Annotated in this window: 20 protein-coding genes and 1 tRNA gene; 6 read left to right on the top strand and 15 right to left on the bottom strand. The window is 73.2% G+C overall.

Features of this window, described 5'->3' with window-relative positions; genetic code table 11:
• Positions 1 to 18: 18 nt before the first annotated feature.
• From ABEB07_RS18165 to ABEB07_RS18155, 3 genes are read right to left on the bottom strand one after another with little or no spacing between them, the layout of a single operon-like run.
• Positions 19 to 831, bottom strand: a complete 813-nt coding sequence (locus tag ABEB07_RS18165; RefSeq protein ID WP_345669288.1) for an ABC transporter ATP-binding protein — start codon at positions 829 to 831, stop codon at positions 19 to 21.
• Entirely contained in the window at positions 828 to 1,697 is an 870-nt protein-coding gene (locus ABEB07_RS18160) for an ABC transporter permease (protein WP_345669287.1), read from the bottom strand. The genes ABEB07_RS18165 and ABEB07_RS18160 overlap by 4 nt, the downstream gene beginning before the upstream one ends.
• Complete coding sequence (locus ABEB07_RS18155; RefSeq protein WP_345669286.1) at positions 1,684 to 2,949, bottom strand: ROK family transcriptional regulator; 1,266 nt, start codon at positions 2,947 to 2,949, stop codon at positions 1,684 to 1,686. The genes ABEB07_RS18160 and ABEB07_RS18155 overlap by 14 nt, the downstream gene beginning before the upstream one ends.
• 318 nt (positions 2,950 to 3,267) lie before the next feature.
• Here ABEB07_RS18155 and ABEB07_RS18150 point away from each other — a divergent pair, with 318 nt between their 5' ends.
• Positions 3,268 to 4,629, top strand: coding sequence for a family 43 glycosylhydrolase (locus ABEB07_RS18150; protein WP_345669285.1), 1,362 nt, complete (start codon positions 3,268 to 3,270; stop codon positions 4,627 to 4,629).
• A gap of 252 nt (positions 4,630 to 4,881) precedes the next feature.
• Here the strand turns inward: ABEB07_RS18150 and ABEB07_RS18145 are convergent, their stop codons facing one another.
• The 4 genes from ABEB07_RS18145 to ABEB07_RS18130 all read right to left on the bottom strand — a co-directional run bounded on the left by ABEB07_RS18145 (position 4,882) and on the right by ABEB07_RS18130 (position 9,169).
• Complete coding sequence (locus ABEB07_RS18145; protein ID WP_176147735.1) at positions 4,882 to 5,727, bottom strand: carbohydrate ABC transporter permease; 846 nt, start codon at positions 5,725 to 5,727, stop codon at positions 4,882 to 4,884.
• The gene (locus ABEB07_RS18140) at positions 5,724 to 6,686 is read right to left on the bottom strand and encodes a carbohydrate ABC transporter permease (protein ID WP_345669284.1); all 963 of its coding nucleotides are present in this window, start codon (positions 6,684 to 6,686) and stop codon (positions 5,724 to 5,726) included. The genes ABEB07_RS18145 and ABEB07_RS18140 overlap by 4 nt, the downstream gene beginning before the upstream one ends.
• Entirely contained in the window at positions 6,683 to 7,993 is a 1,311-nt protein-coding gene (locus ABEB07_RS18135) for an extracellular solute-binding protein (RefSeq protein ID WP_176147737.1), read from the bottom strand. Before ABEB07_RS18135 ends, ABEB07_RS18140 begins: the two co-directional genes overlap by 4 nt.
• Positions 7,994 to 8,239: 246 nt before the next feature.
• Positions 8,240 to 9,169, bottom strand: a complete 930-nt coding sequence (locus ABEB07_RS18130) for an EamA family transporter (protein WP_345669283.1) — start codon at positions 9,167 to 9,169, stop codon at positions 8,240 to 8,242.
• Positions 9,170 to 9,269: 100 nt separating this feature from the next.
• On the opposite strand from ABEB07_RS18130, the gene ABEB07_RS18125 reads away from it, so the two are divergent.
• The 3 genes from ABEB07_RS18125 (at position 9,270) to ABEB07_RS18115 (ending at position 12,831) form a co-directional block, all read left to right on the top strand.
• The gene (locus ABEB07_RS18125) at positions 9,270 to 10,181 is read left to right on the top strand and encodes a LysR family transcriptional regulator (RefSeq protein ID WP_176151825.1); all 912 of its coding nucleotides are present in this window, start codon (positions 9,270 to 9,272) and stop codon (positions 10,179 to 10,181) included.
• Positions 10,182 to 10,455: 274 nt separating this feature from the next.
• Positions 10,456 to 10,527, top strand: a tRNA-His gene (locus ABEB07_RS18120).
• 3 nt (positions 10,528 to 10,530) lie between these two features.
• Positions 10,531 to 12,831, top strand: a complete 2,301-nt coding sequence (locus ABEB07_RS18115) for a hypothetical protein (RefSeq protein WP_345669282.1) — start codon at positions 10,531 to 10,533, stop codon at positions 12,829 to 12,831.
• A gap of 132 nt (positions 12,832 to 12,963) precedes the next feature.
• On the opposite strand, the gene bla is transcribed toward ABEB07_RS18115, so the two are convergent.
• Positions 12,964 to 13,953, bottom strand: coding sequence for a class A beta-lactamase (gene bla / locus ABEB07_RS18110; protein WP_345669281.1), 990 nt, complete (start codon positions 13,951 to 13,953; stop codon positions 12,964 to 12,966).
• A gap of 51 nt (positions 13,954 to 14,004) precedes the next feature.
• On the bottom strand, positions 14,005 to 15,423 hold the full coding sequence (locus tag ABEB07_RS18105) for an MFS transporter (RefSeq protein ID WP_425589029.1): 1,419 nt from the start codon (positions 15,421 to 15,423) through the stop codon (positions 14,005 to 14,007).
• 272 nt (positions 15,424 to 15,695) lie between these two features.
• Between ABEB07_RS18105 and ABEB07_RS18100 the strand changes: the two genes are divergently transcribed.
• Positions 15,696 to 16,319, top strand: a complete 624-nt coding sequence (locus ABEB07_RS18100; RefSeq protein WP_345669280.1) for a histidine phosphatase family protein — start codon at positions 15,696 to 15,698, stop codon at positions 16,317 to 16,319.
• Between the two features lie 71 nt (positions 16,320 to 16,390).
• Entirely contained in the window at positions 16,391 to 17,059 is a 669-nt protein-coding gene (locus ABEB07_RS18095; RefSeq protein WP_176147743.1) for a GNAT family N-acetyltransferase, read from the top strand.
• Positions 17,060 to 17,104: 45 nt separating this feature from the next.
• On the opposite strand, the gene ABEB07_RS18090 is transcribed toward ABEB07_RS18095, so the two are convergent.
• The 6 genes from ABEB07_RS18090 to ABEB07_RS18065 all read right to left on the bottom strand — a co-directional run bounded on the left by ABEB07_RS18090 (position 17,105) and on the right by ABEB07_RS18065 (position 25,956).
• Positions 17,105 to 17,950, bottom strand: coding sequence for an LLM class flavin-dependent oxidoreductase (locus tag ABEB07_RS18090; RefSeq protein ID WP_345669278.1), 846 nt, complete (start codon positions 17,948 to 17,950; stop codon positions 17,105 to 17,107).
• A gap of 177 nt (positions 17,951 to 18,127) precedes the next feature.
• A complete protein-coding gene (locus ABEB07_RS18085) occupies positions 18,128 to 20,440 on the bottom strand; it encodes an arylsulfatase (RefSeq protein ID WP_345669277.1) in 2,313 nt (770 codons plus the stop codon).
• Complete coding sequence (locus ABEB07_RS18080) at positions 20,437 to 22,266, bottom strand: sulfatase-like hydrolase/transferase (RefSeq protein WP_345669276.1); 1,830 nt, start codon at positions 22,264 to 22,266, stop codon at positions 20,437 to 20,439. The genes ABEB07_RS18085 and ABEB07_RS18080 overlap by 4 nt, the downstream gene beginning before the upstream one ends.
• The gene (locus ABEB07_RS18075; protein ID WP_425589028.1) at positions 22,263 to 23,219 is read right to left on the bottom strand and encodes a formylglycine-generating enzyme family protein; all 957 of its coding nucleotides are present in this window, start codon (positions 23,217 to 23,219) and stop codon (positions 22,263 to 22,265) included. The genes ABEB07_RS18080 and ABEB07_RS18075 overlap by 4 nt, the downstream gene beginning before the upstream one ends.
• Positions 23,216 to 25,093 (bottom strand): ABC transporter ATP-binding protein, encoded by a 1,878-nt coding sequence (locus ABEB07_RS18070; RefSeq protein ID WP_345669275.1) that lies wholly within the window; start codon positions 25,091 to 25,093, stop codon positions 23,216 to 23,218. Before ABEB07_RS18070 ends, ABEB07_RS18075 begins: the two co-directional genes overlap by 4 nt.
• Positions 25,090 to 25,956, bottom strand: a complete 867-nt coding sequence (locus ABEB07_RS18065) for an ABC transporter permease (RefSeq protein ID WP_345669274.1) — start codon at positions 25,954 to 25,956, stop codon at positions 25,090 to 25,092. The genes ABEB07_RS18070 and ABEB07_RS18065 overlap by 4 nt, the downstream gene beginning before the upstream one ends.
• Positions 25,957 to 25,958 lie beyond the last annotated feature (2 nt).

The following is a 25,958-nucleotide window of genomic DNA, read 5'->3' as shown; positions in this document are numbered from 1 at the left end:
TGGTGGGGTCCCTTCTGGTCACGGCGTCGGGGTGTGAGCGGCGGAAGGGACGGCGGTGCGGCCCTCCTGGTGGTAGACGGAGTGCCATACGCGGTTGCGCAGGGCGGCGAATTCGGGGCTGAGGCGGAACTCCTCGGTGCGCTCGACGGCGGGGTCCACGTCGATCACGTCGTAGACGCGGCCGGGGCGTGCGGCCATGACGATCACCCGGTTGGCCAGGAACACCGCCTCGTCGACGTCGTGGGTGATGAACAGCACCGTGCGCTTGTCCTGGCTCCAGGTGTGCAGCAGTTGTTCCTGGAGCTTGACCCGGGTGAGCGCGTCGAGGGCGCCGAACGGTTCGTCCATCAGCAGGATGGAGGGGTGGACGGCGTAGGCGCGGGCGATGGCGCAGCGCTGGCGCATGCCGCCGGACAGCGTCTTGGGGAGCGCGTCGGCGAACCGTTCGAGTCCGACCAGCTCGATGAAGTGCTCGGCCCTGGCCCGGCGTTCCTTCTTGGGCACGCCGGTGGTGCGCAGACCGAACTCGACGTTCTGACGTACCGTCAGCCAGGGGAAGAGGGCGTACTGCTGGAAGATCACTCCTCGCTCGGGGCCCGGTCCGTCCACCGGGGCGCCGTCCACCAGGGCGCGGCCCGCGGTGGGCGTCTCCAGTCCGGCGAGGATGTTCATGAGGGTGCTCTTGCCGCAGCCCGAGGGGCCGACGACGGTGACGAACTCGTGGTCCGCGATGTCGAGCGAGACGTCGTCCAGGGCGGTGAAGGTCTCGCGGCCCAGGGCGAAGGTCTTGGTGACGTTCTGGACGGATATCTTGGCCGGCTTGCTGGTCATCGGCGTTCCTGCCATCCGGTGAGCTTGTGTTCCGCGAGCAGGAGGACGCGGTCCATGAGCAGACCGAGGATCCCGATCGAGATGAGTCCGACGAAGATGGTCGGGAGGTCGTAGTAGAGCTGGGCGTTCTGCATGCGGTAGCCGAGTCCCTGCTGGGCGGCGATGAGTTCGGCGGCGACCAGGGTGGCCCAGGCCGAGCCGAGGCCGACCCGCATGCCGACGAGGATGAACGGGGTGGAGGCGGGCACCACCACACGGGCGAAGATGACGAGATCGCCGGCGCCCAGGACCCGGGCGGCGTTGATCATGGTGCGGTCGACGTTCACCACGCCCTGGAAGGTGGAGATCACGCACGCCAGGAACGCGGCGAGGAAGATGACGAATATCTTCGGCGTCTCGTCGATGCCCATGACCACCACGGCCAGCGGGATGATCGCCAGCGGCGGGATGGTGCGGAAGAACTGGATCCAGGGTTCGATGAGGCCGCGCAGGACCGTGTACCAGCCCATCAGGAAGCCGACCGGGACGGCGACGGCGGTGCCGAGGGCGAAGCCGATGAGCACCCGGGTGAGGCTGGCGACGACGTCTCCTTCGAGCGTTCCGTCGCCGATCAGCGTCCCGGCTCGTGCGACGACCTCGGGCGGCGTCGGCAGTTTGAAGCCCGACGCGGCCAGGACCCACCACAGTCCGATGCCCAGCGCGATGGACACCGCGTTGAGGAGAAGGGGCAGGCGGCTTCGTCCGGACCGCCGGCGCCGCGGCGAGCTCTCGTCGCCGGTCCCGGCGGCCGGGCCGTCCGACGCCTGGTGCGCCTTGCGCGGTACCGGGTCCTGCGGTTCGGTGTCCTGCTTGTCAAGGACGGACATGGGCGGCTCTTTCTGTGGTGGCGTCGGGTGCGTCCGAGCGGCCCTTCACCTCGGCGGTTTCGGGGTAGCGCGCCAAGAGCGGGGAGTTGTGGAAGACGGCGGCCAGGGCGCCCAGGGCGCCGTCCTCGTCCGAGAGCCGCGCCGCCTCCACGGCGGGGCCGGCCGAGGCGGTCGGGAAGATCTCCGCGGCGAGCGTGGCGGCGGCCTGCTCCACGAGGACGGGGGCCAGCCGGGTGATCTCGCCGCCGATGACGACCTTGGCCGGATTCAGGATCATGGTCGCCGAACCGATGACGCGCCCCAGGGTCGCCGCGGCCTCCCGGAGCACCCGGTCGGCGACGGGATGCGAACGGGCCACGGCGGCGGCCAGGTCGTCGAGGTTCTCCAGGCGCAGGCCGAACTCCCAGCAGGCGGCGAGGATTCCGGGGACCGAGGCGACGGTCTCCAGACAGCCCCGCTTGCCGCACCGGCACGGGCGGCCCGCCGGGGCGACGGTCACGTGTCCGAGTTCCCCGGCCAGTCCGCCCGAGCCGGTGACCAGCTGGCCGCCGACGACGAGGCCGCCGCCGACGCCGTCCGAGAGCCGCACGTACACCAGGTCCGACACGCTGTCGGCGCCGGTGATGGCCTCGGCGAGCGCGGCCAGGCGGGTGTTGTTGTCCACGATCACCGGTGCGCCGAAGCGTTCCGCGAACGCCACGTCGACGCCTTCCGGGGCCGGGTGCAGCACCGTCGCGCCGCGGCTGTCGCGGGGCCATGCCGCTCCGTCCGGCGCGGGGTAGGGCCCCGGTACGCCGATGCCGACGCCCTGGAGCGCGCCGTAGTGGACCCCGGCGCCGGAGCCCAGCCGTTCGATGAGTTCCAGGGCCAGTCCGGTCCGCGTCTGCCAGGACGCGGTGTCGTCGTAGCGCACCGCGCCGGAGACGAGGATCTTGTGCGATGCGTCGGCGACGGCGACGTGGACCCTGCGGTGCCCGAAGTCGACGCCCATGAACTGCGCCGACGACGGGTCCAGCGCCAGCCGTTCGGCCGGCCGGCCGCTGCCCTCGCGCAGGGAGGCGTCGGTGTCCACGACGACGATGGCGCCTCGTTGCAGGAGGTTGCCGGTGATCTCGGAGAGCGTCGTGCGGGACAGGCCGACGACGCGGGCGATCTCGCCGCGGCTCATGGCGCCGTTCTCCTGCAACGCACGCAGCACGCGGTCCTCATGGGTCCGCCTGACCAGTGCGTGCACTCCCGTGGGCTTCTGCATGTCGGCCAAGGTAGGGACGGCCGCGCTTTTCCGTCAACACTCCGACGGAAAGAGGTGACCTGACTGTGCGTTCGTTGCGTAACGCCGACTGCGTTACTCGATCGTGACATTGCGGTCCGGACGAGGCGTTGAACCTTGTGAACTGCGTATACCTGGCCGAGCGCGCCGAGTTGGCGGTGGCAACGCCTACGGATTATTCGTCCGGGCTGTTGACCTAATTGAAGTGTCCTTCCCATGCTGTGCGCCATGCCGAACCAAGGACGGTCCTCCGGCCCGGTGCGGACACCCGGCACCCGGACGACGAAAGGGACCTGAGCGATGACCAGCAACGAGAAGCACCCCGTGCGGCGGAGGTCCCTGCTGGCCGGCGCCGCCGGTCTGGGAGCGGCCGCCGCCCTGCCGGTGACCGCCGCACCCGCCCAGGCCGCATCCGCTCAGGCGGCGCCCGGCCGGCCGAAAGCGCCCGGCAGGCACCGCGCCCCGGCGAACTGGCCCGACCCCACCCCCTACGGCCTGGCGGACACCCGGACGGACCTGTGGCCGCGGGAGGACAACTCCTTCGTCCTCCCGCTCCAGTTGCGCCCCCGGGACAAGGAGCGCGGGCAGGTCTGGATGCGGGACACCTACGTCAACCGCTTCGTCGTCGGCGGCCGCACGGTCTACGTCGCCACCGGCACCACCCGGGTGCCCGGACTGACCGCGGCCGCCCCGTGGAACGACGGGATCTTCGTGTGGACGGCGCCCTCCCTGAAGGGGCCGTGGCGGCTGGCCGACACGACCGGCGTCCGGCCGGGCGCCGAGAAGGGCAAGGTGTGGTCGCCCGAGTTCACCGCGGAGAACCGGCCCGGGCGCACGGTCGTCGCGCCGTGGCAGGAGTACTGGTACGACGACCAGTTCGGCAAGCGCGGTGAGGTCTGGGCGCCGGAGGTGCACCGCTTCCGCGGCAAGTGGTACATCGTCGCGTGCATGGGCGACCACTCCCGCAAGGTCGGGTCCTTCATGCTGGTGAGCGACGGCGGCGTAGAAGGCCCGTACCGGCTCGTCGAGGGCAACCACGAGAAGCCCTTCGGCGACTCCTTCATCGGGGGGCCGAAGTTCATCGAGCCCGGCGCCTACCACCACATCGACGGCGGCCTCTTCACCGAGGGCGACGACGCCTGGCTCGTCCTGCACAACAACCTGTACGCCAAGTTCCGCGACGACATGGAGGACATCGTCCCGACGACGAATCTCCCCGCGTTCCGGCAGACGCCCTACTCCCCCGAGCCGTATCTCGAGGGAGCGTACGTGTTCAAGCACCGGGGCAAGTACTACCTCGTCCAGACCGCCTGGGACTGGGCCTCGGTCGACGCCTACGGCAGCACCCGGCACGCCTACGACAATCCCGGTACCGGCCGGGTGCAGTACCAGTACGACGCCGTCGTCGCCGTCTCGGACTCCTTCGAGGGCCCGTACTCCAAGCGGTGGACCGCGGGTGTCGGCGTCGGCCACAACAACATCTTCGAGGACGGCGGCGGTCAGTTGTGGTCGACGTTCTTCCGCAACCCGAACGCCGGCTACTGGGCGGATCCGTCGCGCGTCGCCGACGCCGCCGTGCCCGGTGTCGTGCGGCTGGAGTGGACGGGCCCGGCGGACGGTCGCCTGTACGTGGAGCGGCGCCGCCACACGGACGGCGGGTGACCGTCGCGCGGTGAGGGGCGGTCACGGCGGGCCGTACCGTCGCGCGTAGAAGGCCGCCTGCCCGTCGGCGTCCACGTCGGCGGGCAGGCGGCCCGTGGCGATGTCGGCGCGGACGCGGGAGGCGACCGCGACACCTCTCAGTCCTGGGTCCGCAGCGCCCGGCGTGCCGCCGCCTGGAAGGCGCTGCCCGGTGCGCGCTCGGCCTGTCGTCACCCGTGGCGGGCGGGGCGGGGCGGCCGTGTGTCCGGCCGGTCAGTCCTTCACCGCTCCGGCGAGGCCGGAGACGAGTCGTCGTTGCACGAGGACGAAGAAGACCAGCACCGGGATCGTCATCACCGTGGACGCGGCCATCACCCCGCCCCAGTCGGGATCGTCCGGCTTGTAGAAGACGAGCAACGCCATGGGCAGGGTCGACTGGGAGGTGTCGCTGATGAGGAACGACTTGGCGAACAGGAAGTCGTTCCAGGTCGAGATGAAGGAGAACACGCTGGTCGCCACGAGCCCCGGCAGGACCAGCGGGAAGAGGATCTGCCACAGGAAGCGGGCCCGGCCCGCCCCGTCGATGGCGGCGGCCTCCTCCAGGGCCTCCGGTACGGCCTTGACGAAGCCCCGCAGCATCCAGATCGCGAACGGCAGCGAGAAGGCGATGTGCGGCAGGATCAGCGAGCCCAGCGTGTTCAGCTGGCCGAAGTCCCGCATCAGGAAGAACAGCGGGATGGTGAGCGCCTCCACCGGCACCATCTGGGCCACCAGGAACATGATCAGCAGGGTGGTCCGGAAGCGGAAGCGGAACCGGGTGACAGCGGTCGCCGCCAGGAACGCTATCAGCGCGGAGGCGATCACGACGGCGCCCGCGACGACCAGGCTGTTGAGGAAGTAGCGGCCGAACTCCTGCTGGCCGAAGACACGTCGGAAGGACGCCAGCGAGGGGGACGTCGTCCAGGGGCGCGGCTCGGACGACTCGATCTCGCCGGCCGGTTTGAAGGCGCTGAGCACCATCCAGTACAGCGGGAAGGCGACCACGACCGCGATCAGCAGCGCTGCCGCCTCGGCCGCGAGCCGTCCCGGACGGCGCACCCGCGCGCGTGCGAGGTTCACAGCTCCTCCCCTTGGCGGCGCAGCAGCCGCAGATAGACCAGCGTCACGGCGAGCAGGATCAGCAGCATCACGACGCCGATGGCGGAGCCGAGGCTGTACTGCGAGGACGCGAACGCCTTCTGGTAGGCGTAGACGTTCAGGACGAGGTTCTGGCCGGCGATGCCGCCGCCGTTGGTCATGACGTAGATCTGGGTGAAGACCTTGAAGTCCCAGATCACCGACTGGATGGTGACCACGACCAGGATCGGCCGCAGGATGGGCGCCAACACCGAGCGCCAGATCCGCCACGGGGAGGCGCCGTCCAGCGCGGCGGCCTCCAGTACCTCGGCGGGTACGGCGCGGATGCCGGCGTAGACGGTGACCATGACGAACGGGAAGGAGCACCAGACCACTTCGAGCAGGACGAGGAGGAAGGCGCTGCAGCGGCCGTAGGTCCAGGAGTGGTCGCCGAGCCCGAGGAGCCGGTTGACGGGCCCGAAGTCGGCGTCGAACAGCAGCAGCCAGACCGTGGAGCCGGTGACCGCCGGGGTGGCCCAGGCGCCGAGGGCGGCGAGCATCAGCGCGAGACGCGGCACGGCCCGCACCCGGGTGAGGAGCACGGCGAGCGCGCAGCCGACGGCGAGGGTGCAGAGCACGCAGGCCGCCGCGAACACCACGGTGGCCAGCAGCACCCGCCAGAACTGGTCGTCCGTGAACAGTTCGGTGTAGTTGCCCAGGCCCTCGAAGGTGGTCGGTTCGCCGCCGCTGACCTGGGCCTGGGTGTAGTGCAGGAGGGAGATCAGGCCGAGTTGGTAGACGGGGTAGACGAGCAGTGCGCCGAGCACGAGGAGGGCGGGGGCGAGGTACAGCCAGGGGACGGCGGTGCGGGCGAAGGGGCGCGGTGCGGTGCGCGGCCGGCCGCGGGCGGCCCGCGGCCGGCCGCGCACCGCGTCCTGCGGGCTGGTGGGCGGAGCACTCATCCGGCGGCGCCGAACGCGTCGTTCATCTTCTTCGCCGCGTCCCCGGCGGCCGCCTCGACGTCCTTCTTGCCGCTGACGATCTCCTGGAACATCGTCGGCAGCACCTGAGCGGAGTCGATCTGGGCCCACGCGGGTGTGGCCGGCACGAACTCGGTGCCCGCGGCGAGGGTGTCGACGAAGGGCTTCACGAACGGCTCCTTCGCGGCGACCTGACCGCGCACGTCGGTGAAGGTGGGCAGGAAGCCCATCGCGTCGAACATCTCGGCCTGGGTCTTCTTCGAGGCGAGCCGCTTCATCAGGTCCACGGCGAGGGTGCGGTGCGCGGTGCTCCTGAGGACGCCGATGTTGTTGCCGCCCGCGAAGGCCGGCGCGACCGAGCCGGGCGTGACGCCCGGCAGCGGCACGACCGCGTACTCGCCCTTGACCTGACCGGACTCCACGGCCTGGTGGCTGAAGTCGCCGGCGATCGCCATGGCGGCCTTGCCGGAGGCGAAGGCGGTGACGGTGTCGTTGCCGGTCATCCCGGCGCACTTGGCGGCCGGACAGTTGTCGTCGCCGAACAGGGACGTGTACGCCTCGATGCCCTTGCGGGCCGCGGGGCTGTCGATCGCGGCGGTGTAGGAGCCGCTCCTGCCGGTGGCGAGCGCGCCGCCGTCGGCCCAGATGAAGGGCATGGCGCCGTAGGTGTAGGCGCCGCCGACGGCGAGGCCGTACAGACCGGGCTCGGCGGCCCGTATCTTCCGTGCGGTGGCGGCCAGTTCGGCCATGCTCCGCGGCGGCTTCAGGTGCAGCTTCCGGAAGACGTCCGTCCTGTAGTACAGGGCGCGGACGCCGACGAAGTAGGGGGCGCCGTAGACCTTGCCGTCCACGGTGACCGACGTACGGGCGGTGGGGTCGGTGTCCTTGGCCTCGGGCCAGGCGCCGAACTCGTCGCTGACGTCGGCGAGTCCGCCGTCCTTGACGTAGCCGGCGGTGTCGGTGTTGCCGTACTCGACGACGTCGGGGGCGCTCTTCGGGTCGTTGAAGGCGGCCTTGATCCGCTGGGCGCGGGTCTCCACGGGGATGTACTCGACGGTGACCTTCGTGTCCTGGTGGGCTTTCCGGAAGTCGGCGAGGACCTGGTCGACCACGCGTTCCTTCGGTGTGTTGTCGACCTCCTGGAACAGCCACAGGCGCAGGGTCCCGGACTTCTCGTCCTTGCCCGGCGAGTCGTTGCCGGAGGTCTGCGGGGCGCAGGCGGTGGCGGTGACGACGGCCGCGGCCAGCGTCAGCGCCAGTCGGCCGGAAAGTCTTGCGGAGAGCTTCATGGAGCGATCCTCCGGTCAGGGTGTTGCAACATATGCAATGACGGTTTTGCTCTGCACAACACCACGGAGGCTAAGTACTCCACGAACGTGCCGACAAGAGGTCTCAACCACTCTGTGACCGCCGGACGCACCCTGCGCAACGCCGGGCAGCACAAAGGCCCCCGAAGCACGCGAACGTGCTCGGGGGCCCGGGACAAGGCACGGCGCTTCACGACGGCCTGGAACTCCGCGCGTGAGCGGTCGAGTTCACGCCTCCGTGAGCGTGCGTTCGGAAGCGGGCCGGACCTCGGGCCGGAGCTCTCCCCCGGCGCCGCCCCTCCGGCGTCCCGGGGCGAGCGTGGTCAGTGCCACCCCGCCCACCAGCAGCACCGCCGCGCACCACCGCAGGGGGCTGACCGACTCGCCGAGGAACAGAGCCGCGGCGGACATCCCGAAGACGGGGACGAGGAGCGAGAACGGCGCGACCGTGGACGCCGGGTGGCGGCGCAGCAGCCAGCCCCAGGCGCCGAAGCCGAACACGGTCGCGCCCCAGGCGACGTAGAGGAGCGTGCCCGCCCCCGCCCAGTCGAAGCCGCGCAGCGCGGCCAGGTCGGCGGAGGGGCCCTCGGTGAGGAGGGAGAGGAGCAGCAGCGGCAGGACCGGCACCGTCGACACCCAGACCATCCAGTTGAGGGCGTCGGGCGGGGCCGCCTTGCGGGTCAGGACGTTGGAGAGGCCCCAGCAGGCCGCCGCGGCGATGACGACGAGGAAGGCGCCCAGCGGGCCCGACGCCCCTTCGTCCACGGCGGCGGCGCCGATGCCCGTGAGGGCGATCAGCATGCCCAGGAGCCGTATGCCGGTGGGGCGTTCGCCCAGGGCGACGGCGGCGAACAGGGCCGTGAAGACGGCCTGGATCTGGAGCACCAGCGAGGACAGCCCGGCCGGCATCCCCGCGTCCATGCCGATGAAGAGCAAGCCGAACTTGGCCACGCCCAGGGCCAGTCCCACGGCCACGATCCACTTCCAGGCCACCTTGGGGCGGCCCACGAAGAACACGGCGGGCAGCGCGGCCACCAGGAAGCGCAGGGCGGAGAAGAGCAGCGGCGGGAAGTGGTCGAGGCCGATCTCGATGACGGTGAAGTTCACGCCCCAGACGGCCGCGACGAGCACCGCGAGGAGAAGGTGGGAAGGTCGCATGGGTCGAGGATCACCTCGGACGACCGTGTAGCACCAGCGATGATTGCTGCATGGTTGGATGAAGCATCACTACTCGGTTGACCTCGGTGAGGAGTCCGTCGTGCTCGATCTCCAGCGTCTGCGCGCCCTGCACGCCGTCTCTGTGCACGGCACCGTCGCCGCGGCCGGCGTCGCGCTCGGCTTCACCCCCTCCGCGGTGTCCCAGCAGATCGCCAAGCTGGAGCGGGAGACCCGCACCGTGCTGCTGGAGCGGGAGGGGCGCGGAGTGCGGCTCACCGACGAGGCCCATCAACTGGTCGAGACGGCGGCCGAGTTGCTGGCCCTCGTGGAACGGGCGGAGACCCGTCTGGAGGAGCGGCGCGGGGTGCCTGCGGGCCGGCTGACCGTCGCCGCCTTCGCGTCGGCGGCGCGCGGTCTGCTGCCCTGCGTCCTGGCCGATCTCGCGGTGCGCCACCCCGCCCTGGACACCCGGCTGAGCGAGGTCGACCCGCATCTGTCGGTGGACCTGGTGGCCAAGGGCGTCGTCGACCTGGTCGTCGCGCACGACTGGGACATCGCCCCGCTGCCCGCCCCGGCGGGTGTGGAGCAGGCGGTGATCGGCGACGACCCGTGCGACCTGATCGTCCCCGCGGGGCACCCCTTCGCCGGGCGGACGGCCGTGACGCGCGAGGAGCTGGGCGGGCAGCGCTGGGTCTGCCAGCCGCCCGGGCGGGTCTGCCACGACTGGCTGGTCCGCACGCTGCGCTCCGCCGGGCACGAGCCGGAGATCGTCCACCAGGCCGAGGAGAACCCGACGCTGGTCGCTCTGGTCGCCGCCGGGCTCGGCATCTCCCTCATCCCCCGCCTGGGCCGGGGTCCGCTGCCGCCCGCGGTGGCGGAGGTGCCGCTCGACCCGATGCCGGTGCGCCGCCTGTACGCCCTGTGGCGCGCCGGCGCGGCCCGCCGTCCGGCCATCGCCGAGACGGTCCGCACCCTGCGCGCGCACTGGCCGCGGGTCTCGCCGCACATGTAGGCCCTCTCGGCCGGCGCGCGGCCGCACACGGACACGCCCCCGGCGGCCGCGCGGCCGTAGACCGTGCCCGGGTGGCGCCGGCCCGGCGCGCGTACGGGGCGGCAGCCGACGGCGTTCTCCTCGCCGCCGCAGCGCCCGCACCCGCACCTCCTCCGCCGCCACCGCCGTCTCCGCCGCCACCGACGCTCCGCCCGAGCGGTGAGCGGTCGTGCGGAGGGCCGCTGGAAAATCCGTTTGTACGTTGATCATCCCCACGTCTATCGTCAGTCGTCATCGGCGTGTAGCTCAGCAGGAGAGCACCGGGCTATGCACCCGGAGGGCGCAGGGGCGGAACCTGCCACGCCGGCTTATGAACGACAACGCTGAGCAGCAGCCCCTCGTCGTGGCCTCCTCCTCCCCGCAGGCCCAGCCGGCCAGGGCCTTCACTACCGCGCTGACGCACGAGGACGCCGGCACACGGCGTCGGGCCGACGTGCGCGGGCAGCGCTGGCGGCAGGTCCTCGCCGCAATGGCCGCAGGCCGGCTGACCATCGGCTCGCGTACTCCCGTGGGCGGTCTTCCGTCCTGGGTGACGCCGGAGGTGGTGCGGGGCGGCTTCGCCACCGGGACGGCGAACGCGGGCGGACCGCTCCAGGCGTACGAGACCGAGGCCGCGCGGAGTCTCGGGGTGACCCCCGAACGGCGCGCGCTGTTCGTGCACTGCCTCACCGAGCCCGGACTCGCCTGGCTGTGGGACCGGTTGGACAGCGGCCACTACGAGATCGGTGTGCCCGAGGAGGCGGCGCTGCTCACCGTGGCCTGGCTGGTGCGGCACGGGGAGACGGACGCGGCGCTGGATCTGGTGGCGGAACTGGAGCCGTTCGCCGACCGGCTGCGGTTCCTGCCCCGGCCGGCGGCCGGACCCGCGCCGGACACCACCGCGGCCGTCCACCGCCGCACCGTCTCCGACACCGTCGGCGCCCTGAAGCGGCGGCGGCCCCACCCGGCCGTCGAGGCGCAGCGCGAGGCGCTCGCGGTGTGGCAGCCGTTCGGCGACGAGCTGCTCGTCCACTGGCTGCGGACGGCGCGTGACGGACGAGTCCTCGAACTCGCCCCGGGCGAGGACTGGTTGGCGCGGGGCGAGGCTCTGCTCGGCCGGTACCGGCTGCTCGCCGCGGAGCACACCCGCTGCGCCAAGCACCGCAAACCCAAGGAGAATCTGGGCATCCTGCGCGGCGCGCTGGAGGAGACCGTCGCCGGGCGGCCGCTGGACGCGCGGCGGCTCGGGCTGCTGCGGCACGCGGTGGCCTCCATGGTGCGGCGGCGTGGTCTGCCGGGCTCGGCCGCGCACACGGCCCTGCGCCGGCGTCAGACCGCGCAGGCGGCGCTTCCCTCGCACCACGCCCTGGCACAACTGGTGCTGCGCCGGCTCGCCGTGCTGCCGCAGCAGACGGGCGTCGGCGAGGTCGGCCCGCTGCTGGCCGCGGTGAGCGAGGAGGAGAGCCGCGCGAGCGGGCTGCCCGCCGGGGCGGCCGTACCGGCCACGATCGGCCAGGTGGTCGAGTCCGCGCTGAGCGCACCGCTCGGCACGCTCGTGGAGCGGGGCGTCGTCCCCTCCGCCGAGGTGCTGGCCGAGCTGGTGCCGCAGCTGGTCGCCGCCACCACCGCGCAGGCGTACGGCGAGGAGACGCTGCGGGCGCTGATGACCGCGAACTACCGGGCGTTCCGCGACCGCCGCTCGCTGCTCCTGCTCAACCTGGAGCGCCAGGTGCGCGTCGAGGAACTTCCCTGGGTGCGGGCCGTGTCGGGGCAGCGGTCAGCGGCGGCGGGCGAGCCGGACGACGAGGGCGCGCTCGCCGTGCTGCGGCAGCTGGGCGAGCTGGCCGTGCGGGCCTTCCCGGGCACCATCCTGCCCAACCCGCTGGTCCGCGAGTTCGGCGTCCTCGAACGGCAGGGTGATCTGGGCGCTCCGTTCGTGGAGGAGCTGGCCGCCGACATCTTCATGGGGACGTTCACTCCGAAGTTTCTCAAGGCGGCCCGGATCGCGGGCGAACTGCTACGCGGCTCGCTCTACGAGCGCTATTACGGCGTCGACTACGCGGCGATCCGCAACCTGGCGATCGTCGAGGGCGGCACGGCCCTGACCCGTGCCCACGGCGCCCGCACCTCACCCGGTTTCGCACGGCTGTGCGCCGAGCGGGCCGGGACGCGGCCGCGGTCCTGGTCGGTCGCGGCGAACGGCACGGTGATCGAGCAGGCCCAGATCCTCACCACGCACAACCTGGCGACGCTGGTCCACCGGGTGGGGGTCGCCCCGCGGCCCGGCTGGGCCGACCTGGCGCGCCGCTGCTTCGTGACGGTGTGCCGGCTGACCGCACGTGTGCAGCACAATCCGCGGCCCCTGGGCACGATCAAGGACGCCGCGTACGCGTGGCGGCAGATGGTGTTCCACCTGTCGCTGTGCCCGTCGCAGGAGCAGCGGCGGGTCGTCGCGGGCCTCGCGGAGGAGACGGCTCGCCACCCCGCGCACGTCGCGGCCCGGCTGGCGCCCGCCCTGCGGGGCCTGGCCCTGGTCGCCGGGGGCGGCGCCTTCGGCGCTGACGGAACGGCGGACGGCGGGCGCGCCCGGCGTCTCCTGGGGTGGAGCACCGGCGGACACTGGATGCGGTGAGGGCGCGGGGTCCGTCCCGGCGGCGCGGGCCGGCCCGGGTGGCGTCGGCCTGGGTCGGTCCGGGTGGCGTCGGCCTGTGTCGGTCCGGGCGGTGTCGGCCTGTGTCGGTCCGGTCCGCGCCGCAGCCGGAGGTCATGTCCGCGGGACGAGCGCCGTGGTCACGATGCGGGCCGCCTCGGCGATGGTGTGCTGACCGGTGGTGGACCTCGGATCGTCCGGGGCGGTGAAGACCGCGAGGACGAGGGGGGCGTGGCGGGGCGGGCGGATCACCGCGATGTCGTTGGACTCCGCGTGGTTGCCGCTGCCGGTCTTGTCGCCGATCCGCCAGCCCTTCGGGCACCCGGCCCGGATCGCCCGGTCGCCGGTGGTGTTGGCGTCGAGCCAGGCGAGGAGCTGTCCGCGCCCGCGTGGTTCCAGCGCGTCGCCCAGCGTGAGGGCGCGCACACTCGCGCCGAGGTGCGCGGGGGTGGTGGTGTCCAGGACGCCGTCGGCTTCGTTGACGTGCGGTTCGTCGCGGTCGAGACGGGTCACAGGGTCGCCCAGCGTCCGTACGAAGCGGGTCACGGCCGCCGGGCCGCCCACCGTCCTCAGGAGCAGGTTCGCCGCCGTGTTGTCGCTGCGGGTGACGGCGGCCCGGCAGAGCGCGGCGACCGTCATCCCCTCCCCCACGTGCCGGGAGGTGACGGGCGCGTGGTCGAGCAGGTCCGAACGCCGGTAGTGGATCACCTGGTTCAGCAGGCCCGGCCGGTCCTGGTGGGCGCGCAGGACCGCGGCGACGGTGAGCGCTTTGTGCGTCGAGCACATCAGGAAGCGCTCGTCGGCGCGATGCCGTACCTCCTCGCCGGTACCCGTGTCCACGGCGTACACCCCGAGCCGGCCGCCGAACCGCCGCTCCAGCTCGGTCAGTTCGGTCTCCGCCCGGGGCGTGCCCGAGGCCGCCGTCCGGGCGGACGGGGAGGCAGCGGGCGGCGGGCGGTCCGCGCCGCAGCCGATCAGCGCGGCGCCGACGCCCGCCAGGCCCCCGGCCAGCACGGTCCGGCGCGTCCGGCGGTCCGCTGTCCGCGGGGGCGGCACCGGCGCCTCGTCCGTCGGCGGCGTTCTCCTGTGGTTCTCGATGGTCATGGTGGGAGCATTCCCCGCGATGCCCGGCCCGACGTCCGCTTCCGGGGGCTGCTACGGCTCCCTCGGCATCGCCGGTACGCACCGCCACGCCAGAGCCGCGGCCGCGAGGAAGGCGAGCGCGCCGACGGCCATGCCGGTGCGGAGCCCGCCGCCGGAGCCGCCGCCCGTGGAGAGCAGGCTGCCGCCGAGCGCCACTCCGGTCGCGCTGCCGATCTGCCGGGTGGTGTTGAACAGGGCGGAGGCCACTCCCGGGCGCCCCGGCGGCGCGGCCCCCATCACCGTGGCGGTCGTACCGGTCAGGGCGAAGGAAGTGCCGAATCCCGCGGCCATCATCGGCGGGACCAGCAGCGGGTAGCCGGGATCGGGCCCGGCCGCGGCCCAGCCGGCCAGCCCGAGCGCCGCCAGCAGCATGCCGCAGACCACCAGCGGCCGGTCGCCGGTGCGGCGGGTCAGCCGTCCGGACAGGGCGGAGGCGAACATGGTCATGGCGACCGCCGGGAACAGCGCGAGTCCGGTCTCCAGGGCGCTCAGGCCGCGTCCGCGCTGGAAGTCGAGACTGGCGGTGAACACCATGCCGTAGAAGCCGAAGTTGAACAGCAGGCCGATGACGGCGCCGCCGGTCATGGCCCGCGAGCGCAGCAGCCCCGGCGGCAGGGCGGGAGATCCGGCGAGCCGCTCGCGCAGTGCGAACAGCGCCGCGGCCGCGGCGGCGAGGCCGATCCCGGCGAGGACGGCGGGGTCGGTCCAGCCGCGCCGGCCGGCCTCGTTGAGCGCGGCGGTCAGCAGGGCCACCGTCGCCACCACCGCGCACTGCGCCGGCCAGTCGAAGGACCGTCCGGTGTGCCGGGCCGAGGGCGCCACCCGCCACAGCGTCAGGGCCAGACACGCCGCGCCCACCGGAAGGTTGACGAGGAAGACCCACCGCCAGCCCACCGTGGAGACCAGCAGGCCGCCCAGCAGCGGCCCGGCGGAGGCCGCGACGCCCGCCATCGAGCCCCACAGTCCGAAGGCCCGCGCGCGGGCCGCCGCAGCCGGGTACTCCTGCTGGAGCAGGGCGAGGGAGCCGGGCACGATCAGCGCCGCGCCGACGCCCTCCGCCATGCGGGCCGCGATGAGGAAGAGGGCGTCCGGCGCGAACGCGCACGCGGCCGACGACACGGTGAACACCACGACGCCCGCACAGAAGACCCGCCGGTTGCCCAGCCGGTCGCCGAGCACGCCACCGGTCATCAGGAACCCGGCGAAGGCGAGGGTGTAGCCGTCCGCGATCCACTGGATCCCGGTGACGGAGACGGACAGTTCGCGGCCGACGACCGGCACGGCCACGTTGATGATCGTCACGTCCAGGATCACCATGAAGTACCCGGCGCACACCGCGAGCAGCGGCGCCCAGGGCCGGTGTCCCCGCTCCGGGCCCGGCCGGGCGGCGGGTGCCAGCCCCTCGGCACCGCCCGACCGCGCGAACGTCACGAGCCGAACTCCTCCCCGCCCGCGGACGAACCGCGTGGACACCGGACCAGCGACACATATCCCACATCGGGTCGCGTTCTCGGCCGCCGATCCCGCCCCGCCACGCGCAAGATGCGCCGTCCGGGTGCCCTGCCGGGCCCGCTCCGCGTCGGCGCCGGCCGCCGGGCTCTCCCGCCGTTCCCCGCGTGCGCCGGTGGCGGAACCGGGCGGGGGCGCGCACCGTCCGTCCAGGTGTCCGCAAGATCGATCGGCCTCGACCGGAGGGCTCGTCCATGCCGGGAACCTCTGCCCGCTACCTCTATCTCACGCGCCACGGTGAGGCCTCACCGGACGAGAGCAGACTGACGGACCGGGGCCGCCGTCAGGCCGCTCTCCTCGGGGAGCGGCTTCGCGGGGCGCCCCTCACGGCGGTCCACCACGGCCCGCTCGCACGGGCCGCCGAGACGGCGCGCCTGGTCTGCGAGGTACTCGACACGGTCGCCCCGCAGCCGTCCGAGCCGGCCGGCGACTACGTCCCCCACCTGCCGCGGCGCGCGGAGCTGCCGCCGGAGTCGGCCGACGCCATGCTGGCCCGCCTGGCGCTCTTTCCGGCGCAAGAGTGCGAGCGCGGGCCGGAGTTGGCCCGGGCGGCCGTCGCGCGATTCACCGGCCCCGTCGACGGCGACGTGCCGTGTCACGAACTCGTCGTGACGCACAACTTCCTCATCGGCTGGCTCGTGCGGGCCGCGCTCGACGCCCCGAAGTGGCGGTGGATGGGCATCAACCACGCCAACGCCGCACTGACCGTGATCCGGTACGCGCCCGGCCGCCCCCCGGCCGTCCTCCTCTTCAACGACACGGGCCACCTTCCCGCAGATCTCCGCTGGACCGGCTTCCCGCCGGAACTTCACGTCTGACGGCGGCCGACGGAGGCCGCTCGACGGGAAAAGCGTTGTGGGAGCGCTCCCGTGCGGTGCAGCATGGTCCTATGACGACGTCTCGCGCACGCATCCGGCCCTACCGGCCCTCCGACCGCGACGCCCTCTTCGACATCTGTGTGCGCACGGGCGACGGCGGCGGCGACTCCCGGCACCTCTATCCCGACCCGGAGCTGCTGCCGAACATCTTCGCCGCGCCCTACGCGGAGCTGGAGCCGGAGCTGGCGTTCGTCGTGGACGACGGCGACCGTGCGGTGGGGTACGTCCTCGGCACCGCGCACACCCCGACCTTCGTACGGCGCTTCCGGGACACCTGGCTGCCCCGGCTGGCCGACCGCCATCCCGACCCGGCCGGCGAGCCGAGCACACCGAGCGAGGTGATGCTGCGGCTGATGCACACCCCCGAGCGGATGCTCGTGCCCGAGATCGCCGACCACCCGGCCCATCTGCACATCGACCTGCTGCCCAGTCACCAACGCTTCGGCTACGGGCGCGAGTTGATGAACGTCTTCCTGGCCGCGCTGGCCGCTCGGGGGGTGCGGCGGGTGCACCTCGGCATGGTCACCGCCAACACCGGCGCCCGCGCCTTCTACGACCGCCTCGGCTTCTCGGTCCTCCCGGTGGCGGACCCGGGGCCGCTCACCTATCTCGGCCGAACGACCGGGCCGCTCACCGATCGGGACGCGGGAGGTCTTCCGGGTCCGCGTGCCGGCCGATGAGCGGACCGTCGGCGAGACGGTCGGGGCGCTACCCCTCGGGCCGGGTCACAGGAGATCGGCCAGGCGGTCCACCTGGGCCGGGTCGAGGCCGTAGCAGTAGAGCATGACCTCGTCGGCGCCGAGGTCGGCGAAGGCCGTGACGGCGTCCCGGATCTCGGACGGCGTGGTGAGCATGGAGGCCACCATGCGGTCGGCCATACCGGTGAACGTGTAGTACGCGTGCATGGTGGCCCGGGCCTGCTGGATCACCTCGTCGGGGCCGAGCGCGACGTTGACCTGGGCGACGATGCGCGGTTCGCCGTCGCGGCCGTACTCCTTCCAGAAGCCGCGGGCGGTCTCGAACAGGCCGCCCGCCCAGGAGGGCGACGCGGCGGCGAGGAAGCCGTCGCCCCAGCGGGCGACGCGTTCGATCGCGGCGGGCTTGAAACCGCCGAAGAGCACCTCGGGCCCGCCGGGCCGGGCGGGGGCGGGACCGATCGGGCCGACGCCGTCGCCGTACGGCTCGCCGGACCACAGACGGCGCAGCACCGCCATCTGCTCGTCGAGGCGCCGGCCCCGGCTGCGCAGGTCCACCCCCGCTGCCCGGTGGTCGTCGTCCCGGCCGCCGACGCCCAGGCCGAGGACGAGACGGCCGCCCGTCATGCGGTCCAGGGTGGCGGCCTGCTTGGCGAGCAGGGCGGTGTCGCGCAGGGGGGCGAGCAGCACCTCGGTCTGGACGCGGATACGGGAGGTGGCGCCCGCGAGGACGGCGAGGGCCATCAGGGGTTCGGGGTTGTCGTAGACGAGCCGGTCGAGCAGGCCGAGTGTGCTGAAGGGCCCGGCGTCGGCGCGCCGGGCCCAGGTCAGCAAGGTGGCGGGGTCGCCGATGGGCAGGCCGATTCCGATGTTCATGAAGGAGACCTCCGAAGGGAAGGGTCGACAAGGACTGCTGCCGCCCCTCCGGCACCTCGGCGAGGTGGGACGCTCCCGCTCTGCGGCGTGGTTCCGGGGGAACGTCTCATCGAAGTGTCCTCCACCCTAGGGCGATGCGACGCGCACGGACAAGCCGATTACGGGCCGGGTGCGCCGTCACTCGAAGGCGGCCGCCGCCTCCCGCAGAGCCGTGGCGACCGCTTCGGGCGCGTCGGGGCCGGGAGGGCCCGGGCGGTAGGTCACCGAACGCAGCCGCCCGGTGAAGCGGAAGACGCGGTGGCGCTCGTACAGGGGCCAGGAGACAGGTGACTTGCGGTCGATGCCGACGCTGATGCCCTGGAAGGGCGCCATGCCGATCAGTTGGTGGACGCTGTCGGACACCGCCCGCTCGATTCCGTCGACGCTGATCGTGAACCGCCAGCGCAGGCCCTCCTCGGCGGTGGCGGCCAGGACGATCCGGTGCGCGTCCGGGCCGAGGGGGCCGGCGTCGGTCTCGTGCAGCACGCCGTACTCGTTGTAGGCCAGGCGCAGCCGGCCGTCCTCGACGTGCAGGTTGTAGCCGCCGCCCTGGTCGCCGTGCGAGACCAGCACGCCCTCCCCGGTCTCCTCGACCAGCACCTCGATGTCGAAGGAGCGCAGGGAGACCAGGCGGGAGGAGCGGTAGCGCTCCAGTTCCGGGGTGCCGGGCAGCAGGGTCAGCGGCCGGGCGAGCCGCTGTTCGGCGGGGTTGCGGCGGGCCAGCGCGCCGCTGCCGTCCGGCAGCGGGAAGACGCCGTTGCGCCAGGCCGCCCGCTCCCACGCCTCGGACAGCTCCTTGACGAGATCGGGGTGTTCGGCGGCCAGGTCGTGGATCTCGGTGGGGTCGGCGCGGATGTCGTACAGCGCCCATTCCGCGTCGTCGTAGGGTGTGCCCGGCCGGTGGAGGGTGACGAGTTTGCGGCCGTCGCGGTAGTAGCTGCGGTTGCCGCTCATCTCGCAGTACTGCTCGCCGTGGGTGGAGGGGTGGTCGGTGTCGGCGAGGACGGGGGCGAAGCTGGCGCCGTCGGGTTCCTGGAGGGTGACGCCGCGCCGGGCGTCGGGGCGGCGCAGGCCCGCGAGTTCGAGGAGGGTGGGCGCGATGTCGGTGACGTACTGGTACTGGGTGCGCAGGCCGGGGGTGAGCCGTCCCTCGCGGGCGCCCTCGGGCCAGGACAGGACGAAGGGGACGCGTACGCCGCCGGCGTAGGTGTGGCCCTTGTAGAGGCGGAAGGGTGTGTTGGAGGCCATGCCCCAGCCGCGCGGGTAGTGCACGAGGCTGCGGGGGCCGCCGATGAGGTCGTGTGCGCGCTCGACGTCCGGGTCCCAGTCGCCGGGCAGGCGCGGGTGGTGGACGAAGCGGCTGAAGTAGGAGCGGGTGCCCTCGGCGCCGCCCTCGCCGGTGCCGCCGTTGTCGGAGGTGAAGACGATGATGGTGTCGTCGAGTTCGCCGAGTTCCCGGAGGGTGTCGGTGAGCCGGCCGAGGTTCTGGTCGATGTTGTCGACCAAAGCCGCGTACACCTCCATGTAGCGGGCGTAGAGACGCTGTTGCTCCTCGGTCAGGCTGTCCCAGGCGGGCACGTCGAGTCCGGCCTCGCTGTTGCGGGCGGGCAGCTCCGTGCCGGGCGGGAAGAGGCCCGCGGCCCGCTGGGCGGCGAAGCGGGTCTCGCGCAGCGCGTCCCAGCCAGCGTCGTAGCGTCCGCGGTGGCGTTCGATGTCCTCGGCCCTGGCCTGGAGGGGGCCGTGGACGGCGTTGTGGGCGAGGTAGAGGAAGAAGGGTTTGTCGGGGTCGTGGGCGCGCAGCGACGTGACCATGTTGACGGCCTGGTCGGTGAGGTCGTCGGTGTAGTAGTAGTCGTCGGGGAACTCGTCGATGTCGAGCGGGCTGTTGTCGCGGACGAGCTGGTGCGGGTGGAAGAGGCTGGTGAGTCCTTCCAGGACGCCGTAGTACTGGTCGAAGCCCTTCTGCAGGGGCCAGTTGGCGCGGTCGTCGGCGGCGTTGGAGGCGGAGTCGCGCACCAGGTGCCATTTGCCGACGGCGTAGGTGGCGTAGCCGGCGTCGTGCAGGAGTTCGGCGAGGGTGGGGATGTCGTCGGCGATCTCCATGCCGTAACCGGGGAAGCCCGGGTCGGAGTTGGCGACCATGGCGTAGCCGACGCGGTGCGGGTTGAGGCCGGTGAGCAGCGCGGCGCGGGCCGGCGAGCACAGCGGCATGGTGTGGTAGTTGGTCAGGCGGACGCCGTCCTCGGCGAGCCGGTCGAGGACGGGGGTGGGGATCTCGGCGCCGAAGGGGCCGATGTCGCTGTAGCCCATGTCGTCGACGAGGACGACGACGATGTTGGGGGCCTTGCCGGTGCGGGCGGGCGCGGGCCAGGCGGGCTCCGACTCGGCGAAGGTGCGGCCGATGCGGCCGGGGAAGCCCGCGTAGGGGTCGCGTCGGGTGCTGTCGCTCATGCGGGGATCTCCGCGTCCTGTGCGGTGGCTCGGGTGGGGTCGGGGGTGTGCGGCGCCGGGAAGATGCGGGCCAGCTCGTGGGCCAGTTCGGTCAGTCGGGCGCGGTCGGGCTGTCCGGTGAAGGCGGCGAGGTGCAGCAGGGAGCCGCCGCCGCGCAGGGTGAGCAGTTCGCTGTCGAGCAGTCCGGGCACGATGCGGCGCACGGCGTCGGCGGCCCGTGGGTCGGCGAGCAGCCGGGCGAGCGGAGTGCGCAGGTTCAGGGCGCCCTCGGGGAACTCGTCGGCGCGGGCGGCCGGCCGGCGGGCGGCGTCGGCGCGCTCGCGCTGGGCGGCGACGAGCAGGTGGCCCTCGTGGACGTCGTGCGGGTCGCGGGGCAGGCCGAGGCGCGTGTACTGGTCGTCGGGGGCGTCGTTGGCGCGCAACTGCTCGACCAGCAGCCGGATCATGCGCAGTTCGGTCGCGTCGTCGACGATCGGATTCTCCTGGTGCGGGTCGGCGGCGAGGTCGAACAGGAGGGTGCCGAAGCGCTGCGGTCCGAGGAGGGCGGGGGCGGGGGCGGGCACGCGCAGGGTCGGCGCGCCCTTGGTGAAGGAGAAGGGTTCGGCCAGGGTCGCCGCAGCCAGCTCGCGCGGGGTGAACAGGCCGCGCATCCGGGTGGGCATCAGGGTGTGTTCGTACAGGGGCTGGTTGGTGTCGTCGTGGCAGGCGCGCAGGTAGACGTGGCGGCCGTCGGTGATGTTCACGTGGCCGCCGAACATGCCGAAGAGGGCCGAGGTGCGCTCCGGGGCGGTGCCGGGTGTCTCGCCCAGCGGGCGGCCCCGCATGTCGGGTGTGCACTCGGCGCCGAAGAACTCCAGCAGGGTGGGGGCGAGGTCGATGGTCTGCACGAGCGCGTCGTCGCGCTCCGGGCGGCGCGGGTCGTGCACGAACAGCGGGGTGTGCACCAGTTCCTCGTACCAGGGCTGGACCACCTTGGCCCACCAGCCCTTCTCGCCGAGCAGGAAGCCGTGGTCGGTGCAGACGATCAGCAGGGTGTCGTCCCACAGGCCGTGGGCGTCCATGGCGTCCAATACGCGGCCCAGGGAGTGGTCGCACATGGACAGCAGTGCCGCGTACTCGTAGCGGGCGTGTGCGACCTGTGCGTCGGACTCGGTGACCCGGTTGTAGTCGGGCCAGTCGAAGTGCGGGCCGTCGTAGTCGTGCGGGTAGAGGGCCTTGTAGTGGGCCTGGGCGAAGAAGGGTTCGTGCGGGTCGAACGTCTCGATCTGGAGGAACCAGCCGTCCTCGGCGTGGTTGACGCGCAGGAAGTCCAGGCCGGCGTCGAAGGTGAGGGTCTGCGGCTGCTTGTCCTCGGTGTCGAGGTACTGCCGGTTGATCCAGTCCTGGCGCCACAGCTCGCCCCGCCCGGCGCGCAGGTCCTCGGGCGGCGCCGGGTCCGCGACCTGGCCCTTCCAGGGGTCGCCCTCCTGGCCGCGGAAGAACTCCCAGGTGTTGTAGCGGCCGTGGTAGGTGGCGCCGCCGTCCTCCCAGTAGTGCTGGTGGTCGCTGACCAGGTGGGTGTGGACGCCGTGCTGTTTGAGCAGTTCGGGCATCGAGTCGTCGAAGGGCTCCAGCGGGCCCCAGCCGCGGTGCAGGAAGTTGTGCCGTCCGGTGTGCAGTTCGCGGCGGGCGGGCATGCAGGGCAGCGAGCCGGCGTAGCAGGTGTCGTAGGTGACGGTGCGGGCGGCGAGGCGGGCGAAGTTCGGGGCGTGGACCCATTCGGGTGCGCCGTAGGGCGGCAGCATGTGCCGGTTGAGGCTGTCGAACATCACCATGACGGCCTTCACGGTGCGGTACGTCCTTCCGGTGCGGGTGTCCTCGGGTCGCGGGCGCAGCGGAAGCCGCCGTGGCCGGTGGAGGAGTCGGGTGTGTTGTGGGAGCGGGCGGCGACGCGGTAGCGGTTGCAGTAGGAGGCGTGGCACAGGTAGGAGCCGCCGCGGATGACGTACTCGCCGGGGCCGTAGGGGTCGGCGGCCCATTCCCACACGTTTCCGGAGGTGTTGTGGAGGCCGAAGCCGTTGGGTTCGTAGGCGGTGACGGGCAGGGTGCCGGTGCGGCCGCCGGGGCGGTCGGAGCGGTGCGGGAAGCGGCCGAGCCAGGTGTTGCACATCTCCCGGCCGTCCGGGGTGAAGTCGTCGCCCCACGGGTAGCGGGCGCCGTCCAGGCCGCCGCGGGCGGCGTACTCCCACTCCGCCTCGGTGGGCAGCCGCAGTCCGGCCCAGGCGCAGTAGGCCAGGGCGTCGTTGTGGGAGACGTGCACCACCGGGTGGTCGGCGCGGCCGTCGAGGTCGGAGCCGGGGCCCTCGGGGGCGCGCCAGGACGCGCCGCTGACGCCGAGCCACCAGGGCGCCTGTGCGACGCGGCCCTGTACGTGGCGCCGGGCGGCGGGGTGCAGCAGGAGGTGGAAGACGTAGGAGGAGCCGAAGCGTTCGGCGTCGGTGCGGTGGCCGGTGGCGGCGACGAAGGCGGCGTAGCGGGCGTTGGTCACGGCGGTGGCGTCGATGGCGAACGGGGCGACGGTCACCTCGCGCACCGGGCCCTCGCGGTCGGCGTGGTAGCCCTCGCCGAAGGCGTCGCCCATGCGGAAGGCGCCGCCGGGCAGCTCCACCATGGCGGGGTGGGCCTCCGGGGCGGCCGGGCGCACCCGGGGCAGCGGGAGCAGGCCGGTGGCGGACGCGAGGGTCGCGGACGCGGGGCCGGCCGCGGTGCAAGGGCGGCCGGGGGTGCAGCAGGCGCTCATGCCGGCACCTGCGTGTTCCGGGGCCGCGGGAGGTGTGCCGCGGGGACGGGTTCGGGTGCGGCGGCCAGCAGGGCTCGGGTGTAGGGGTCGGCGGGGTTCTCGCACACCTCGTCGGCGGTGCCCGTCTCCACGATGCGGCCCCGGTGCATGACGGCGATGCGGTGGCTGACCTGCCGTACCACGGCGAGGTCGTGGGCGATGAAGATCAGGGCCAGGCCGAGGTCGCGCTGGAGGTCGGTGAGCAGGCCGACGATCTGTGCCTGGACGGAGACGTCGAGCGCGGAGACCGGCTCGTCGCAGACGAGGACGGAGGGTTCGGGGGCGAGGGCGCGGGCGATGCCGATGCGCTGGCGCTGGCCGCCGGAGAAGGAGCGTGGGCGGCGGTGGGCGGCGCCCGGTTCGAGGCCGACGAGCAGCAGCAGTTCCTCGACCCGGCGGGCGCGGCCGGCGCGGTCGCCGATGCCGAAGGCGTGCAGCGGTTCGGCGATGATCTCCCCCGCGGTCATGCGGGGGTTGAGGGAGGCGTACGGGTCCTGGAAGACCATCTGGACGCTGCGCCGGACGGTGTGCAGCTCGCGCCGTGCGGGACGGGTGACGTCCCGGCCGCCCAGCCGCAGGGTGCCGGAGTCGCTGGGGTGTGCGTGGGCGAGGACGCGGGCGAGGGTGGACTTGCCGGAGCCGGACTCGCCGACGATGCCGAGGGTCTCGCCGGCGGCCAGGGTGAGGGAGACGCCGTCGAGCGCGGTGACGGTGCGCCCGCGTCTGCCGCGGCCGCGGTAGGTCTTGCCGAGTTTCTCGGCGGTCAGGACGACGGCTCCGGGGCGGGGCCGGTCGATGGGGACGGGCGGGGGTGCGGCGGGCAGCGGTTCGCGGCGTTCGGCGGCGGGCCAGCAGGCGGCGCGTACCGTGCCGCTCTCCTCGCCGGGGGCGGCCGGTGTCGGCGCCAGGGGCGGGGTGGCGGTGCGGCAGCGGTCCTCGGCGAGGGCGCAGCGGGCGGCGAAGGCGCAGCCTTCGGTGAGCCGGGCGAGGTCGGGCGGGGCGCCGGGGATGCCGGTGAGCCGGGTGCCGGAGGGGGCGGAGAGGCGGGGCACGGCGGCGAGCAGTCCGGCGGTGTAGGGGTGCCGCGGGCGGGTGAGGACCTCGGCGGTGGGTCCGTCCTCCACGACGGTGCCGCCGTACATCACCAGGACGCGTGCGCAGGAGCGGGCGACGACGCCCATGTCGTGGGTGATCAGGAGCAGGGCGGTGCCGGTGCGGCGGTTGAGGTCGCCGAGCAGGGTGAGGATCTGGTCCTGGACGGTGGCGTCGAGGGCGGTGGTCGGCTCGTCGGCGACCAGGACGTCCGGTTCGCCGGCGAGGGCCATGGCGATGAGGATGCGCTGGCGCTGGCCGCCGGAGAACTGGTGCGGGTGGTCGTCGAGCCGGGCCCCGGCGCCGGGGATGCCGACGAGGTCGAGGAGTTCGGCGGCGCGGGCGCGGCGGGCCGCCTTGTCGCGGCCGCGGCCGTGGGCGCGCAGTGCCTCGTCCAGGTGGGCGCCGGCGGTGAGCACGGGGTTGAGGGCGGTCATGGGGTCCTGGAAGACCATGCCGATGCGGGCGCCGCGGACCTGGCGCAGTTCCTGCGGGCCGGCGGTGGCCAGGTCCTGTCCGTCGAGCAGGACCTGGCCGGCGCGGATGCGTCCGGTGCCCGGCAGCATCCGCGCCAGGGCGAGGGCGGTGGTGGACTTGCCGGAGCCGGACTCGCCGACCACGGCGAGGGTCTCGCCGCGGCGCAGGGTGAAGGACACGTCGCGCACGGCGCGTACGGCGGCGCCGTCGGGGGCGGTGAACTCCACGTCCAGGCCGCGTACTTCGAGCAGCTCGCTGGCGGTCATCGGCGTATCTCCCGGTTCAGTGCCTCGGCGATCAGGGACAGGCCGAGGACGAGCGCGGTCACGGTGATCAGGGGGCCGGCGGCGAAGTGCGGCGCGTCGGACAGGTAGGGGACGGACTGGCTCAGTACGGAGCCGAGGGTGGGCTGCGGGGGCCGGACGCCGACGCCGAGGAAGCTCATCGCGCCCTCGACGAAGACGGCCACGGTCAGCGAGACGGCGATCTGCACGACGAGCGGGTCGGCGGCGTTGGGCAGGATGTGCCGGGTCAGGACGCGGGTGCGGGAGGAGCCGCCGACGCGCGCGGCGGTGGCGTACTCGCGTTCCCGCTCGACCAGGATGCCGCCGCGCAGCAGCCGGCCGAAGGCGGGTATCTCGGCGAGCGCGATCACCAGGACGACGGGCAGCCGGCCGGGGCCGAGGATGGCGGTGACGGCGAGGGCGAGGATCAGCCCGGGGAAGGCGAGGATGAGGTCGAACAGCCTTTGTACGGCGGTGTCCAGGACCGGGTGGACGGCGGCGAGCAGGGCGAACAGGCAGCCGAGGAGGGCTCCGAGGGGCACCGACAGGGCGATGATGCCGAGGTCGGCGCGGGTGCCGTAGAGCAGCCGGGCGAGCAGGTCGCGGCCCAGGTCGTCGGTGCCCAGCGGGTGGCCGGGTGTGCCGAGGGGGGCCAGGGACTGGCTGGACTGGTCGGTGGGGCTGTGGCCGGCGAGCAGCGGGGCGAGCAGCCCGGCGAGCACGACGAGGGCGACCAGGACGAGTCCGGTGCGGCCGCGGGCGGAGGCGAGGGCGGCCCGGTAGGGGTGGCGCGGCGCGGTGCGGGGGCGTTTCCCGGTGGCCGGGAGGGGTGCGGTGGCGGTCATGG

The organism is Streptomyces similanensis, from assembly GCF_039543625.1.
In the GTDB taxonomy this organism is placed as follows: domain Bacteria; phylum Actinomycetota; class Actinomycetes; order Streptomycetales; family Streptomycetaceae; genus Streptomyces; species Streptomyces similanensis.
The sequence above is the reverse complement of the archived record's forward strand: the minus strand, read 5'-3'. Positions and strand labels throughout refer to the sequence as shown.

What these genes read in the sequence shown, in the direction of transcription:
- ABEB07_RS18085 (WP_345669277.1), bottom strand. Translation starts at nt 20,440, where the DNA reads ATGAGCGACAGCACCCGACGCGACCCCTACGCGGGCTTCCCCGGCCGC.
- ABEB07_RS18150 (WP_345669285.1), top strand. Translation starts at nt 3,268, where the DNA reads ATGACCAGCAACGAGAAGCACCCCGTGCGGCGGAGGTCCCTGCTGGCC.
- ABEB07_RS18115 (WP_345669282.1), top strand. Translation starts at nt 10,531, where the DNA reads ATGAACGACAACGCTGAGCAGCAGCCCCTCGTCGTGGCCTCCTCCTCC.
- ABEB07_RS18135 (WP_176147737.1), bottom strand. Translation starts at nt 7,993, where the DNA reads ATGAAGCTCTCCGCAAGACTTTCCGGCCGACTGGCGCTGACGCTGGCC.
- ABEB07_RS18140 (WP_345669284.1), bottom strand. Translation starts at nt 6,686, where the DNA reads ATGAGTGCTCCGCCCACCAGCCCGCAGGACGCGGTGCGCGGCCGGCCG.
- ABEB07_RS18160 (WP_345669287.1), bottom strand. Translation starts at nt 1,697, where the DNA reads ATGTCCGTCCTTGACAAGCAGGACACCGAACCGCAGGACCCGGTACCG.
- ABEB07_RS18130 (WP_345669283.1), bottom strand. Translation starts at nt 9,169, where the DNA reads ATGCGACCTTCCCACCTTCTCCTCGCGGTGCTCGTCGCGGCCGTCTGG.
- ABEB07_RS18095 (WP_176147743.1), top strand. Translation starts at nt 16,391, where the DNA reads ATGACGACGTCTCGCGCACGCATCCGGCCCTACCGGCCCTCCGACCGC.
- bla (WP_345669281.1), bottom strand. Translation starts at nt 13,953, where the DNA reads ATGACCATCGAGAACCACAGGAGAACGCCGCCGACGGACGAGGCGCCG.
- ABEB07_RS18090 (WP_345669278.1), bottom strand. Translation starts at nt 17,950, where the DNA reads ATGAACATCGGAATCGGCCTGCCCATCGGCGACCCCGCCACCTTGCTG.
- ABEB07_RS18065 (WP_345669274.1), bottom strand. Translation starts at nt 25,956, where the DNA reads ATGACCGCCACCGCACCCCTCCCGGCCACCGGGAAACGCCCCCGCACC.
- ABEB07_RS18165 (WP_345669288.1), bottom strand. Translation starts at nt 831, where the DNA reads ATGACCAGCAAGCCGGCCAAGATATCCGTCCAGAACGTCACCAAGACC.
- ABEB07_RS18070 (WP_345669275.1), bottom strand. Translation starts at nt 25,093, where the DNA reads ATGACCGCCAGCGAGCTGCTCGAAGTACGCGGCCTGGACGTGGAGTTC.
- ABEB07_RS18100 (WP_345669280.1), top strand. Translation starts at nt 15,696, where the DNA reads ATGCCGGGAACCTCTGCCCGCTACCTCTATCTCACGCGCCACGGTGAG.
- ABEB07_RS18075 (WP_425589028.1), bottom strand. Translation starts at nt 23,219, where the DNA reads ATGAGCGCCTGCTGCACCCCCGGCCGCCCTTGCACCGCGGCCGGCCCC.
- ABEB07_RS18155 (WP_345669286.1), bottom strand. Translation starts at nt 2,949, where the DNA reads ATGCAGAAGCCCACGGGAGTGCACGCACTGGTCAGGCGGACCCATGAG.